The sequence below is a fragment of the Desulfofustis glycolicus DSM 9705 genome (assembly GCF_900130015.1).
GTDB lineage: Bacteria > Desulfobacterota > Desulfobulbia > Desulfobulbales > Desulfocapsaceae > Desulfofustis > Desulfofustis glycolicus.
Genome location: NZ_FQXS01000049.1, coordinates 1 through 15,221, shown reverse-complemented (window position 1 = coordinate 15,221; position 15,221 = coordinate 1). Strand labels below are relative to the sequence as shown.

Sequence of the window (15,221 nt, the reverse complement as noted above, 5' to 3'; positions counted from 1 at the left end):
CTGAACCGATAAATCGGTCCTTATTTAAAAACACAACTTCAAATAAGGGCTCTGTATCGCATTACTGCTCTGCAGATCCCTCTGCGTCAAAAGACGCGTCGGGCCCGTTTGCACGTATGTTGTTATTCAGTTGTCAAGGATCGCTACAAACGCCGCAAGCGGCGCGCACCAATGAGTGGTGCAGAAGAGCATAAATCTATCAATTCGCCGACGCTCTGTCAAGCCCTAATCAGCCTCGCTCGTCGCTTTCGGCACCGCCCCGAAACCCCCGGCACGGCCTGGCGGCCGGCCCGTGCTTCAGGACCGCGGCACACTACTTGATTCACCCGGGGGTGTCAATAGGTTTTTGGAAAAGAAAGTTTCAAAAAATGTTTGAAAAACACGGTCTGTAAGAAAATTGTCAGATCGATGCGCTACGGTGCGCTCCAGATACTTGTAGGCACTCACCGACAGGTGCCGGAGATCCCCGTTCAACCACCGGAGCGTATATGACTCAGCCAGCTATCGATGTGCGCAGTGGCCTCTTTTGTCTTGGCTTGATGTCCCGGTTGCTTGGTGCACCGATCAGCGCCGAGCAACTGCGGCATCAATTCAGTACCGGCCAGGACGAGTTGGCGCCGCTGATGCTGGCGCGGGCCTTCCGACGGATCGGTTTCAAGGTCCGCCTTGTTGACAAGCCGCTGGCCCGGTTGCGTCCGGAGCTGTACCCGGTGGTCGCCCCGTTGCACGGCAGTGGATATGCGATGCTGGCCCGTCTTGATATTGATAAGCGACAGGTCCTCGTACAGGAGGAGGGCACGGCGCAGCCGCACTGGGAAGATATTGATCAGCTGCAACAGCGGCTTCGCGGCACCATCATGCTGCTCAAGCGGAAAGAGCGCCAGCTTGATGGTGAACAACGCTTCGGACTCGGCTGGTTTTTTCGTGCGGCCCGCAAATACGGCGGCGTGTTCAGGGACTGTCTGCTGGCCTCGTTGTTCGTTCAGCTCTTTGCGCTGCTGTCGCCGCTCGTCTTTATGATTGTCATCGACAAGGTGCTCAGCAACAACAGCCTGACCACTCTCGATGTCCTGGTCCTCGCCCTGGTGATCGTCTCGATCTTCGAGATCGCCCTGAACGGGCTGCGCACCTATCTGCTGTCGCACACCGCCAACCGGATGGATTTGATGCTTGGGGTGGCGGTGTTCAAACACCTGATGTCGCTGCCGCTCAGTTACTTCGAGAGTCGCCGGGTTGGCGACACCATCGCTCGCATGAGAGAGTTGGACAATGTCCGCCGGTTTATCACCGGCTCGGGTCTGATGCTGCTGCTCGACCTGTTTTTCGTCGTTGTCTTCCTGTTGGTGATGTATCTATTCAGCCCGTTTCTGCTGCTCATCGTATTGATCAGTCTGCCGTTTCTCTTCGCCGCTTCTTTTCTGATGACGCCGCTGCTGCGCAATCGGTTGGAAGACACCTACAGCAGCGGCGCCGACAACCAGTCCTTCCTTGTAGAAACCATTTCCGGGATCGAGACGATCAAGGCCGGCGCCGCAGAACCACGGCTGCAAGCAAAGTGGGAGGCGCGGCTGACCGATCACGTCAAAAACGGATTTCAAAGCGGTCTGCTGGCTAACCTGGTCAACCAGATTACCGCTGTTGCGAGCAAGGCGCTGACGGTGCTGCTCCTCTATTTCGGGGCCAAGGAGGTACTTTACGGCAACCTGACTGTTGGTCAGTTGATTGCCTTTAACATGATCTCTTCCCGGGTGGTGGCGCCGATCGTGCGGCTCTCCCAGATCTGGAAGGAGTTTCAGCACGTCAGGATTTCCGTGGCACGCATCGGTGATATCTTTCGCTGCCCTGCCGAGCCGGGGTTCGACCCGTTCCGGGTCAGCCTGCCGGATATTGCCGGAGCCGTCACCTTCGAGCGGGTCATGTTCGGTTACGGCCCCGATGGCTCGCCGGTGCTCAGCGATGTCTCGTTTTCTGTTCAGGCGGGGGAGGTGATCGGCATTGTCGGCAGCACCGGCTCGGGCAAGACCACCCTGGCGAAACTGCTACAGCGCCTCTATGTTCCGCGCAGTGGCCGGGTGCTGATCGACGGCGTCGATCTATCCATGGCCGACGCCTCGTGGTTGCGGCGTCAGATCGGTGTTGTCGTCCAGGACGGGGTACTGTTCAACGGCTCCATCCGCGACAATATCGCCCTCAACGGTCCGGATCTGCCGCTGGCAACGGTCATTGAGGCCGCCGAGCTGGCGGGTGCCCATGGTTTTATCATGGATTTCCCGCACGGTTATGACACCTCGGTCGGCGAACGGGGCGTGCAGCTTTCCACCGGGCAGCGCCAGCGGTTGGCTATCGCCCGAGCCCTGGCCACCGACCCGCGCATGCTGATCCTCGATGAAGCGACGAGCTCGCTCGATTACGAATCCGAGCTGCTGATTCAGCAGAAGATGCGGCAGATCTGCCGCGGCCGCACGGTCTTCATCATTGCCCATCGGCTTTCGAGCGTGCGTCATGCCGATCGGATCATTACCCTGGAGCGCGGCCGGATCGACGAAAACGATACTCCCGAGGCACTGCTCGCAGCCGGCGGCCGCTATGCGACGCTGCACAGCATCCACGAGGGACGCTATGCCTGTCTATGATCCACCGGATAGCTCGAATGCGCCGGATAAGCGTGCCTGGCAGGAAGGCGATAAACGCAATTGCCGGTCGCAGCAAAAAGGTATCGTCGGTATCGCTATGCCCGCGTCACCGCCGGCCGGGAAGACACTGGGCAGGCTGGTCGAACGATTTCGGAGGGATCGAACGGCTCAGCGGGATTATGAATTCTTGCCGGCAACACTGGAGGTGCTTGAGCGCCCGCCGGCGCCTCTCTCCCGGGCGATGGTGCTGTTTATCGTTGTGTTTGCGGCATGCGCCGTGGGCTGGGCGAGTTGGGCCGGGATGGATATCGTCGTCAGCGCCCAGGGGATGGTGGTGCCGACCGGTAAGGTCAAAATCGTGCAGGCCCTGGAGCCGGGTCTGGTGACCGCCATCCATGTACGCGACGGACAAGTGGTGAAACAGGGCGATCCGCTGATCACCCTGGATGGTACCGCCAATCGCGAGGATTTGCAGACCCTGGAAAAAGAGCTGGCAAAAACGGAACTAACCGTACTGCGCCTCAACGCCCAATTACAGGGCGACGCATCGCTCTTTCAGCCGCCGGCAGGTGCCAACCTGCAGACGGTTGCCCTTCACCGGCGATTGCTCGACCAGTCACTGGCGGCACGGCGGCAACGCATGGATACGCTTGCAACGGAGATCAGGAGGTGCCGGGCCGAGCGCCAGGCGATCATCGCCGAGGTCAACCGGCTCAGCGAGGCATTGCCGCTGGCCCAAGAACTCTACGAAAAGAAACAAGCGCTTGCTGAAAAGATGCTGATCTCGGGCGCTGAACTGTTGCAGGCGCAGATCGAGATCAACGATGCCGATCACAACCTGGACAACATGCAGAGCCGGCTAGCCGAAGTCGAGGCCCGCCTTGACCGTGCCGGTGAAGAGCAGGAGTTGGCCCGGACCGAATACCGGCGCGATCTGCTCGACCAGTTGACCACGGCCCAGAATGAGTGCGAACACCTCCGCCACCAGATAGTCAAGGCACAAAACCGGCAAGACCATTTTGCCCTGCGAGCGCCATCAGACGGTCTGGTTCAGCAATTGGCGATCCACACCGTCGGCGGGGTGGTCACCGCCGCCCAGCCGCTGCTGGTGATCGTCCCGACGGCGAGCGGCTTTGAAGTGGATGCCATGATTTTGAACAAGGATATCGGCTTTATCGAACAGAGGCAGCCGGTTTCGGTAAAAGTAGCGGCATTTCCGTTCACCAGCTATGGCGCGCTGCCGGGCACGATCGAGTGGGTGGCCGGTGATGCGGTGCTCGATCAGGACCTGGGACCGGTCTATCCGGTCCGGATTTTCCTGGCTGGTCATGAACTGCCCAATACCGTGAACGGCCGAACCGGCCGGATTGCACCGGGAATGACGGTAACAGCGGACGTCAAGGTCGGTCAGCGGCGAGTAATCGAGTACTTTCTCGGCCCGATCCTGCGTTATCGGGACCAAAGTCTGCGGGAGATGTGACAATGACGACAACCGGTACAGCGGCAACAAAACAACAGACGAAAAAAAACGGGCTTTCCCCACCGGAAAACGAACACGCAGCAGTCGCCGACGAGGCGCTCCGGGAGCAGATTAAAGCGCAGTCACTGCGCCTGGTCAAACGGTTACCGGCCCTCGGCCCGGTGATCATGCTTTATCTGCAGTCACCCCATCGGCGCTACCAGTTTATCAGTGACCTGGAATGGCTCCTGATCCCGCCCTTGGTCAGCGGACAATGCAAACTCTACATGAAGCAGGAGTACCCGATCTCTTTTGTCAGCTGGGCGTTTCTTACCGATGAGGTGGAAAAACGGCTGCTCGGCAACGGCGGCCGGCTCCGGCCGGAGGACTGGACCTCCGGAGAACGGCTCTGGCTGATCGATATCGTCGCTCCGTTCGGCGGAGTTGAGACGGTACTGAGCGATATGCGTTCCTCCTTTTCCGAGCGGGAGATTCATCTGTTGGCGCCTGACCCGGAAAACGGCGGGCTGACCCACCGCCTGCTGCCGCCGCTTGCGCAAACCGCAGAGTCGACGGCAGCTGACGGGGATTCGGAAAAACAGTGAGCGTCGTTGGATCGCAGCGCACGGCCGTAACATCGCGCTATAGCCGTGCCAGGAGGTGGGGCCGGCAATGGCAGCGGCTCGCGGTTGCCTTGGTTGCTCTCTTGTATCTACCGCAGTCGGCAGTGGCCGAGGTGTCAATCCTGAGCTTGCAGGAAGCGATAGCCCTCGCTCGCCTGAATGATGCCCGTTATCACACTGAGCTGCACGATGCCGCAGCCCGGGCCGCCGAGGGCTGGCGGGCGGTGGCCGGCTACGGTCCGACGCTGCGGATGACCGGCAGCTATACGCACAGTCGGGACACCTTGCGACCGGAACGGCAGGCAGACGCTGCAGATGCAATCGCATCGTTTAGTGAAGCGGAGATTACCGTCACCGCCGAGCAGCCGCTGGTAGATTTGAGCAAGGCCTGGATCGCCGGTCGCGGGTTGCTTGATATGGACATTGCCGAACTGATAAAAAAAAAGGCGGAGGAAGATCTGCGACTGCGGGTCAGTGAGCGTTATTACGCGGTCCTTTCCAGCCGTGAGAGCTATCTGCTCGACGGAGTGGAAACCGCCGCCCTGAAACGACACGTGGTAAGCGCCGCAGAAAAGCTGGCCCTTGGTTTTGGCACGATAACCGATCGTCACCATGCCGAAGCTCGTTATCGTCTTGCGCTGGCCGCCGAGATCGCCGGTAAAACCGAGCTTGCCAACGCGCAGACCGCACTGGAAGAGGTGATCGGCAAAGCGGTCGATAGCCACCAGTTTGCAACTGATCTGCCAGTGGTACCGGTGCCGCCAAAACCACCGCTCGATCACTGGCTGCAGGTGGCGTCGGCTATGAATACCGACCTGCAGATCAGCAAGCGGCAGCATGGCGTGGCGAAAATCAATCGACGCATAGCGCTCAGTCGTTTCACTCCGGCCCTGGTGTTGTTCGCCGATTATCGAGACAGACGGCCGGACGGCGGCCTGTCCGGTTACGGTGAGGATCGCAGCGAAACCGATATCGGTGTGCGTCTGCAAATAGACCTGCTGACCGGCGGGCAGGATATCGCCGCGACGGTTGCGGCAGGACGACGACTCCGTTCCGCCGCACGGCAGGTGCAGTCGGCGCAAAACGCACTGACCAGATCAATCCAGTCACTCTGGGAGAGCATTATAGGCACCAGGAAGCTGATCGAGACCTATCGTCAAGCGACCGAGGCCAGCCGACTGGCCATGGAATCAACCCAGGCATCCTATGACGAAGGCGCCAAGGTCCTGCTCGACGTCCTCAACGCCCAACAGGACTATTACCGGTCACTCAAGACCTACAAGACCGCACATTACGATTACCTGCTGCTGCTCGAGAAATTCAAACTCGTCGTCGGTCGGCAGTAACCTTTCCAGGTAGTCTTGAAACGTCAAGACAGCCATAACCCTGAAGCAAACAGGAGAACCACATGAAACCCGCACGCCTGCTTATCGCCTTGCTTGTCTGTGTCACGGCCTTCAATCTTGGCTGTGTTCCGAAAAAGACGACGGAAACCCTGCGAAACGTCGATCAGCTCAGTCAACATACCAGGATTGCAACATATCTGCTTTCAGCGCATCAGCAGGAAGCACTGTATCGAGTCGGCATCTATTGGGATTACAAGCTCGGTCTCAATCAGAACTGCACCAAAGATGCTCAGATCAAGCCGGGAAGCCTTATCCTTTTGCAGCCAATCGTTTTTCCTGCAGGCAGCATGCATCCGCAGGCGGGTGCCTGGCAACAGCGATTCGAGTTCGAGCGGTGTGAAGGTCCGAGAACCTATAACGCCATCTTCCTGGCCACCCCGGGCTCAGTCCCTCAGGAAAGACCACTTCCCTCCGGTAACAGCAACGCTTCACTGCAATTGCTGCACGATGCGGGCCTAGCGGCCAAGATGGCGGCCTCCATCAAGCTTGAGCCCCAACCAGACGGCAAGAAATGTGATGAAATTCAATTAGTCGGAACTGAACTGACCGAACCGCCCCACGAGGTTACCAAAGACGGCAAAACCATACAGGGTGCGTGGGGCGAAACATGGACCATGAACGGCTGTGGCCAGGTAGTCACAGTAAACGCAGATTTCGTTCCGAACGATCAAGGCGGCACCTCATTCAACTTCAAATAACAAAAATGGGGACAGTCCCCATTTTTTGAGGAAAAGGGGACAGTCCCCATTTTTTTGCCCATTTTTGTTCATATTTTTCAGGAGGATGGCATGGCAATCTTATTCAGGTTATCCGTGTGTGCAACATTGTTTTTGTTGGCTGGCTGTTCTGCTCACAGCCCCCTTATCGGAATGGATGTGACTGATGTGGAACGGAAAAGTGAAATAATTTACGATCCGCATCCTGGAAAAATTTATCTTTCCACCGCAATGCTTCCAGAAGCTGGAAATTATGAGGTGATTGCGAAGGTTGACGTGGGAAAGGCATGGTATGGCTCGGCGCAGGCTGTCTATCAGGAGATGGCCGAGAGTGCACGACAGTTGGGCGGTGATGCGGTCTATGAAATACATACCTGGTTTCAGCCAACCGGATGGGCCTGGGCCGCACCGCATGGTGCAGGTATCGTGATCAAAGTGAATGACCACCGGAGCTTTGTCTTTTCTGATAAAGACGGACAGTGGCTGTGATGGTGATATTGGCGGACTAGCGATAGAAAGGAAAAAGATATGAATGAAATAATCAGAGCACTGTTGGGGTGTGGTGCAGTCGAAAAACTTGAAGAAGGCCGTTCCCATTTTTTATACAGCGCATTGAGAGTCGTTTACACAGCACTCGTTTTCCTACTCTGTGCTGGATATGCTCATTCAGCCTGCGATCCAATGACGTACCGGGAGTCGCAGGATTCTGCGTTTCAAAAATTTTGCGGCTATGGAAGCGTCATTATCAAAGACAATAATGTCTGGGTATTCAATGAAGCTGCACGCAAGCGCTTTGGTATGCCGCAGGAATGGCAGGATGACGGGCTGAAAGGTGCAGAGCTGGCTGCCTTCCGCATTGAACCGAGTGGTCGATTGCGGTGCCATAATCAGGGAGATAAAGAGGTCTGTGTACCTTCCTACGAATGTGTCATTGAGCTGTATATCAAATCTGACATTGATATCGGGATTACCGGCAACCCTGTTGTGGGTCTTATTCCCTGGAAGAGTTCTCTTTTTGCTTTGGGTGAATTGAACCCGGATCTCAAGGGAAAGTGGGAGCAGGCGTTTGGATTGAAGCGTGTGTACTTGCAAGAATCTGGTCAAGAAGTTGACGGTGGAGCAAAAGCGATTGGTTATGATGCCACCAGGGAAAAGGATCTAATAATCGTGACGCTCTTCATTGATGGAAGATTTAGTCTTCTTCCGACCGAAACAAAGCGAACTATCCGATTTCCTCTGTCTGGGGGAAAGGTGCACGAGGTAGAGTTCCCACCTTCGTTTTGGCAGCGAATTATTGAATATCATCAAGCACGATCTGATTTGTCAGATCGTAACTGGTATGGCGGCAAAGAGGTGGACAAAAGCCTTTGGGTTTACACTGCTGATTTTGCTCAACGATACAACATGCCGCTAACGGGCGTTAACGAGGAACTCGAGGGTGCACTCGCGGTGGCGTATAACCACGTGCCGACAGGCAGACCAAGTTGTGGCTATTTCAGCGACGCTTCGACATGCACCAAAAGTCGACTTGATACAATATTTGAATTCTATCTCGACCCTTCAGCACGGATCTCCTATCCGTCCTATGATGGTATTGTCAAAAGTATTTTGGGGTCGTCAACGACATTTCTCCATGAACAGGATAAATATAATAAGCGGATTCCTGAGATTGATACTTCGGCACTGAAGTTTCGTACAACATTTATATATAGATCGAACAAAACTGCACGGGAAAATATTGATAAATGGTTTGGATGGGGGTCAGGATATTTTCAAGAATATATAGATCATAGCGCTTGGGGGCTAGATTTTTCACTGCTTGCTCTTGATATGCCGCTCTATGATCGGGTTGAGGCTCATGAACAGAATTTTATATGTTTTACTGATGCGGATAAATGTTTAAATGATGAAGAAGTATTTAATCAAACCACTCATGTTGTTCATTTGCCTATAGAATACATTTATTCCGTTGATTCATATGATAAAGCTCAGACAATTGATGAAAAATCAGCCATAGGTGTTGTGAGGAATAAACTAAATAATTGACGCATAACTAGTTTTGTAAATGTGATCCAAATAGGAGAAGAAAATGTCTTCGATCAGTCATGCTGAACGTTTGGAACTTGCAGATAAAGTTTATACTGAAGATAAGGACAAAAAATTAAAAAAAACTCCTGCCGGTTATACGATCGATGGAAAAAGAGAATTAGATTCTGGACTGGAAATCTATGCACTGAAAAAAAAAGGAACAAACGAAGTCGTTTTTACAGTTAGAGGATCTGATGACGACCTTGATTGGGAATTAAATGGTCCAAATGCAAGTCATTTCAGAGGAAAGCTTCATTCGCACGATGAACAAGCAATAAGATTTGTCGACGAATATATTGCAACTGCTAAAAGCAAAAAAGAAATTTTTAACTACTCGTTCGCCGGTGATTCAAAAGGCGGGGCTATTGCACAGCTTCTTTCGTGGACATTTGGATTTACCGGTACGGCTTCCGAGCCTGCAGCATGTTCTGCAATATTGGAAGATCCTGCATATATCGAATTAGTTGCAACACAATTACAAACGCGCAATGAGCCGGCAGGTATCGTTCCGGGGAAATTTGTCAACATCTTTGAAATCGGCAGCCCTGTATATAATCTATCTGCCTTGATGCCGGGAAATGGTTATGTGGGCGTGAATCATTTTTTTGATCTTGTTGGCGCAGATTTTAGTGAAACATTGTTCCATGCAATTGCTTCGCAACATACTGAAAGAGAGATACGTATTCAAATACTGAAAAGTCTTAAGCATCCGGATGGCATAGACCCGGTCTTTGTTCTCACGAATATGATGATTTCTCGTTATGCCGAGAAAATTGAAGCGTTGCGTGAAGACATCATGAACGATCGGGAAAATTGTGCAGTTCTTGACGAATCATGTGCGACACCTCAGAAAGTCGCAGAACTGCTGAAACTTGAGTCGAAAATGCTGCAGATGATCGCATCAAGAGACGAGATGATCAGCGGTGCTTACGGAGATGACACGGGGTTTGTCGATCAATGGGCCAAGGATGCGTTGCAAAATGCAGTAGTCGATCCTGCTCTGCTGGACATTTCATTTTTCCTGCCGCAACAATTTCAATTACCGAACGATCCTGACTTTTACTTTGTCTATGCAAGCGGACGAATAGTCAAGGCCCCGGCTTTGGCCGGTATTGACCAGAACGGGACCCCTTTGGTGCTCAATGAAGCCGATCAGCCGCAGAGCAGCGAGCAGTTGATTGAACAGCTCCAAGAGCTCGGGCTATCATCAGAAGAAGCACGAGCGATTGTGGACAAAACGGGATTTGCTCAGATATGCAGTGCCCGAGAACATGCAGCAGAGCAATTGCAGGCGATCCACGATTACCAGGTCTATCTCGGAGAGCAGCTCCGGGTGGCCGACCTGGGTGTGTTGCAGGCGCAGGAATCCTTGGCTGCTGCAGTTCAGGCCGATGATCTGGCCGGGATTGTGCAGTCTGTTTTTGGTTATTATGCGGCGGCGGAGCAGCGGGCGCAGTTGAGCGGACTGGGTGATGCGGCCGTGTTTGATGAGACGTTTCGCGAGATCCTGGACACCGTCGGCAGCGCGCTTGCGTTTGGTCAGGCAGTCGAGACTCAGGACGGCTGGTCGATCGTGCGTGAGGGTGCCGGGTTGTTGCAGCAGATCGATCACTATCTTGTCGAAAACCAGCTTGGCTCGCTGTTCGGTCAGGAAGGATCGACGGCTCTGTCTTGGGGGACGTCTGGGCTCGGGCTATTGCAGGCGCTTCAGCAGGGGAACGGTTGGGGGATTGCCCAGTCGTCCGTCGGACTGGCGACGAGTCTTGATAACTATTTCAATTCCGTCGCCGTTGAAGATGCTGCCGGCGCCGCCGCGGCGGGCGGGCCGCAGATCGATACCACCGCCACGGCCCTGCAGGCCCTGGGCTCGGTTATCGGTCTGGCGATGAACCTGGCCCGGCTCGACGATGTCCTTGATTCCGGTGACGCCGGTGCTATCGCCACTGCCGCTGCCAGTACTACTCACTATGCGGTTAACACCTACAATTCCATCTCCACCTTGATCAATGATTCGACTGTCGGTACGTCCTCGTCGCCGGGCCTGTCGTATGCGGGATATGCGGCGGCGGCCCTGCAGCTCTCGGAAGGTGATACCCGCGGGGCGGTGACTTCGGCCGCTTCCACGTACCTGATGAGTTGTCCTCCGTACGGTTGGATTTTCGCGCTCGTGCTGCAAGTCGGCAATATGATGATCAGCGATACGGAGCCGCCGGAGGCCACCGCCTGGTTCGGCATCGGTGAAGATGGCACCCTGTTCGTGCAGGTCGAAGGTGATAGCGAAATGCAGGAAGCGGCCGGCGGGCATGGCTGGTCGCTGGCACCGGTGCTGGAGGATTACCGCGCCGCAGGGGGCCGACTGATGATCGACGGCAGCCTGCCGCGGTTGACCGTGGTCGGGGGCGATTCATCCCGAATCACCTATGATGACACCCACGGCGGCAAGGTCGTGGTTCGGCTCGATGATCTTTCCGATCTAGGCAAACGGATGCTCGGCGTCCTCTATGCCCGTGATCGCGGGGAACGGCTCGACAGTGCCGTGCAGCTGGCACGGGGCGACTTCGGAGAGATCGACATGGCAAAAGTCGATACCCTGATGGCCGGTTATGGTTTTACCAAACGGGGCATGACGTACGTGACCGGAGAGACGCCTTCCCGGCAGGGCATTTCGATCGGCAGCGGGATCTACCACGGTGGTGGCAACCAGGGGCCGCAAAATCAGTTGCTTACCGCCCGGCCCGGTGATGTCAGATCGCTGCCGGTACCACCGGAACAGCTTCCCTCCCAGAAGATGGGCGAAGTTGCCAGGGTGGCGGGGCTGAACACGATGTTTGGCGGCAGCGGCGCGGATCTGCTGGCCATGGCCTTGATCTTGCCGGGCGGGCTGCTCGGTCTGGCCGGTAGCGAAGCGGGCGCAGCTTCGATCAGTCGGCCCGACGGCGCCACAACCGGGCCGCTGACCACGGCCGAGCTGGAGACCTACCGCCGGTGGCTCGAGACCCATGGTGCCGAAGAACAGCGCGACGAGACGGCCCACCAGGTTTCCGAACAGGGGCAGATAATGGTGCCACCGCTCACAGCAGGGCCTGACCTGCACACGTTTATCGCGACCCACTGGCCTGACCATCCATATCTGCAGTCTGTGCCCGCCGGGCTGACCGCCGATACGGTGTATTGTTTCCGAGAGAACCTCCTCATCCACGGTTGGCAGCAGACCGGCACCCCGGCGGCCTGGTGGCAGCGGTGGCAGGCCGCGGATCTGCTCGATCTCCAGCTGCAACAATCGGAGCAGACGGAGCAGACAGCTCCGCCGGCGGAGTTCTTCACGCCTCGGCAGGAGGTGTTCAGCGGCGGCCGGGTTGACCCAACGACTACCGCCGTCGAAGAAGCGCCGGCAGCACCAGATCAGCCGGACCCGGAGCCCCCGGACCAGGGCCCGTCTTTTCGGATGGCCGAGGACACCGTTTTGCGCTTTCTGTCCGCGGAACTAGTCGAAGATACCGGCTCCACCGCCTCTGCCATCGGTGCCGACGCAGGCTCCCTGGTGGCCCTCGGCCAGGCCGACAACGGCCGGGTCTGGCAGGATGATAATGGCGATATCCGCTTCGCCCCGGCCCCGGGCTTTGTCGGCACCGCGTCCTTTGCCTATACCGTGCAGATGCCGGACGGTACGATACACCAGCAGCAGGCGAACATTGTTGTGGAAAACGTCAACGATGAGCCGCAGCTGAGCGACGATCATTTCATCCTCCAGGAGGGCGAGGTGCTGGCCCTCAATCGCCTGCTGGTAAACGATACCGATCCGGACGGCGACCCGCTGGTTATCGATCACCTGCGCGGGCAGAGCCACGGCGAAGTCGTGCTGCTGGGCGGCGCCTTGAGCCTCGTGCCGGAGGCGGGATTTACCGGGGATATCGAGTTCTCCTATTGGGTGCGCGACCATATCGACTCCTATCCGGTCATGGCCATGGTCAACCTGACCTATCTGGACGTCAACACCGGTCCCGTTGCCGGCGATGATCGGTTCCTGATCATGGAAGATGGTCCCCTGATCACCTCGGCCGATGAATTGCTCGCCAATGACCGGGAACTGGACGGCGAGCAGATCAGCTTCGCCGGTCTCGGCGATGCTCTGCACGGTACAGTAACTCAGGAGCCGGACGGCAGCGTCGTCTTCACTCCTGACGATGACTATGCCGGCATGGACGCCGGGTTTTCCTACCTGGTTGAGGATCAGCCGGGTCATCGCAGCATCGGCTGGGCCGCTGTGGAAGTGGTCGATCGCCGGGAGCCGCCGGAGGTCACGGCAACAACAAGGCCGCCGCTCAACGAGGATGAACTGCTCGTCTTTTCACCGGACGAGGTCGCCACCTTTATCGCGGACCCTGACGGCGACAACGTCCACCTGGAGTCGATCAGTAATGTCGTCGGCGGCAGCATCATTACCACCGACGGTTACTTCGCCTTTGTCCCGGAACCTGATTATGCCGGACCGGCATCATTTGACTACCGGGCGACCGACAACCACCGGGGCACGGTGGACGGGCACCTGGCCTTTACCGTCACCGCAGTCAACGACCCTGTCGATACCGGCCATGACGAACTGGTGACGACCGAAGATCAGGCCGTCATCACGAGCAGCGGCGTGCTGCTCGCCAACGATACCGATGTCGACGGCGACGTGTTCTCCTTTCGCTCGGTTGGCGAGCCGATGCATGGGCAGGTGGAGCTAGCGGTAGACGGTACGATCACTTTTACCCCGGCAGCGGATTATTGCGGAGACGAGGCCGGTTTCAACTACGTGGTCGAGGATAGCGAGGGCGCTGAGTCGACCGGTTGGGTGAGTGTGCGCATTGAGTCGATCAACGACCGACCCGGCCTGATTGCCGAGTCTCTTACGATTTTGGAAGATCAGGTCCTGAACTTCGACGAGCAGACACTGGCTCGCTTCGTTACCGATGTTGATGGCGACTCGCTCACCATTACCGATTGCCGCGCTCTCTCCGGCGGCATCGTCACGGAATTCGACGGGCTCTTTACGTTTGTGCCGACGGCCGATTACCACGGCACCGGTTCGCTGCAGGTGAACGTTGCCGATCCGGCCGGTGAAACAGTGGCGGCCGAGCTTTCCCTGACGATCGAGGCGGTCGATGACCCGACACAATTCATCGCCCACCAGCTGGCAACCGACGAAGAGCAACCGGTGACCATTACCACCGCCGAACTGCTGGCCGGTGCGACGGATAACGACGGTCCGCTCACCTTTAGAGCTCTGAGCGACACGGCGCATGGCAGTGTCTCGCTGACCGGCGACACCGCTATCATCTTTACCCCGGAGCATAACTATCACGGCCAGGATGCCGGCTTTGGGTATCTGGTTGTCGATGGCGAGGGCAACGAGGCGAGCAGCTGGGTCAGCGTGTCTGTGACCAACATCAACGATATCCCGGAGATCATTGGTGACCAGCTTGACGGGGTTGAGGATCAACCGATCGTCTTTACCGCCGAGACGCTTGGTGTGTTTCTCTTCGATCCGGACGGTGACGCACTGCACCTCACCGCGCTGGCGGCCGGCGGGGCAGGGCAGGTGCACGACGACGGCGGATTGTTCACCTTCGTGCCGGATCCGAACGTTCACGGCAGCATTCAGCTGAGCTACCAGGCCGCAGACGGGCAGGGAGGCGAGCTGCACGGCGAACTGCAGCTCAACCTGGCCGCGGTCGACGATCCGACCAACTTTGGCGATGATCGCTTCCGGACGCAGGAAGAACAGGCACTGACGACCAGTGTCGCAGCGCTGATGGCCAACGATGAAGACGGAGACGGACCGCTCAGTTTTGTCGACCTCGGCGAGGCGAGCTACGGTCAGGTGAGCGTCGACGACGACGGGAGCATCGAGTTCTTGCCGGCAGTCGACTATCACGGCGATCAGGCCGGCTTTTCCTACACGGTTCGTGATGCCGACGGCAACGAGGCCACCGGCTGGGTGGCGAGTTATGCTCAAAAGTGGTGTTTGAAGGAGACATAAAAAAGAAATGACGTATCCTGTTGGAATCAGTTCGCCAAAACAAAATTCCAACAATAAGAGGATACGTCATGATGAACAATAAAGTTATCGAGCTGAAAAAGCCAGGGGAGTTTACTGAGGATCCACTGACCGAACTGTTACGAACTGGCGCACGACAACTCATCGGCGAAGCGGTTGAAGCTGAATTGCAAGAGCTTCTCCAACAATACGCAGACTTGAGAAATAAAAACGGGCACATGCAAGTTGTGCGCAATGGCTATTTGCCTGAAAG

At 56.5% G+C, this 15,221-nt stretch carries 8 protein-coding genes and 1 pseudogene; all 9 read left to right on the top strand.

Going from position 1 to position 15,221, the window contains the following annotated elements; genetic code table 11:
- Positions 1-488: 488 nt before the first annotated feature.
- The gene (locus tag BUC26_RS21470; RefSeq protein WP_073379331.1) at positions 489-2,633 is read left to right on the top strand and encodes a type I secretion system permease/ATPase; all 2,145 of its coding nucleotides are present in this window, start codon (positions 489-491) and stop codon (positions 2,631-2,633) included.
- On the top strand, positions 2,620-4,113 hold the full coding sequence (locus BUC26_RS21465; RefSeq protein ID WP_161949920.1) for an HlyD family type I secretion periplasmic adaptor subunit: 1,494 nt from the start codon (positions 2,620-2,622) through the stop codon (positions 4,111-4,113). The genes BUC26_RS21470 and BUC26_RS21465 overlap by 14 nt, the downstream gene beginning before the upstream one ends.
- A 2-nt stretch (positions 4,114-4,115) precedes the next feature.
- Positions 4,116-4,697 (top strand): toxin-activating lysine-acyltransferase, encoded by a 582-nt coding sequence (locus BUC26_RS21460; protein WP_084540839.1) that lies wholly within the window; start codon positions 4,116-4,118, stop codon positions 4,695-4,697.
- Positions 4,694-6,061, top strand: coding sequence for a TolC family protein (locus BUC26_RS21455; protein ID WP_084540838.1), 1,368 nt, complete (start codon positions 4,694-4,696; stop codon positions 6,059-6,061). The genes BUC26_RS21460 and BUC26_RS21455 overlap by 4 nt, the downstream gene beginning before the upstream one ends.
- A gap of 62 nt (positions 6,062-6,123) precedes the next feature.
- Positions 6,124-6,819, top strand: coding sequence for a hypothetical protein (locus tag BUC26_RS21450; protein ID WP_073379329.1), 696 nt, complete (start codon positions 6,124-6,126; stop codon positions 6,817-6,819).
- A gap of 90 nt (positions 6,820-6,909) precedes the next feature.
- Positions 6,910-7,326: a hypothetical protein gene (locus tag BUC26_RS21445; RefSeq protein WP_073379328.1), complete on the top strand. Its 417-nt coding sequence runs from the start codon at positions 6,910-6,912 to the stop codon at positions 7,324-7,326.
- Positions 7,327-7,365: 39 nt separating this feature from the next.
- Positions 7,366-8,883, top strand: coding sequence for a hypothetical protein (locus tag BUC26_RS21440; RefSeq protein ID WP_073379327.1), 1,518 nt, complete (start codon positions 7,366-7,368; stop codon positions 8,881-8,883).
- 787 nt (positions 8,884-9,670) lie between these two features.
- Entirely contained in the window at positions 9,671-14,950 is a 5,280-nt protein-coding gene (locus BUC26_RS21435) for a cadherin-like domain-containing protein (RefSeq protein ID WP_073379325.1), read from the top strand.
- Between the two features lie 68 nt (positions 14,951-15,018).
- Positions 15,019-15,221, top strand: a pseudogene (locus BUC26_RS21430) (IS256 family transposase); the annotation flags it as partial.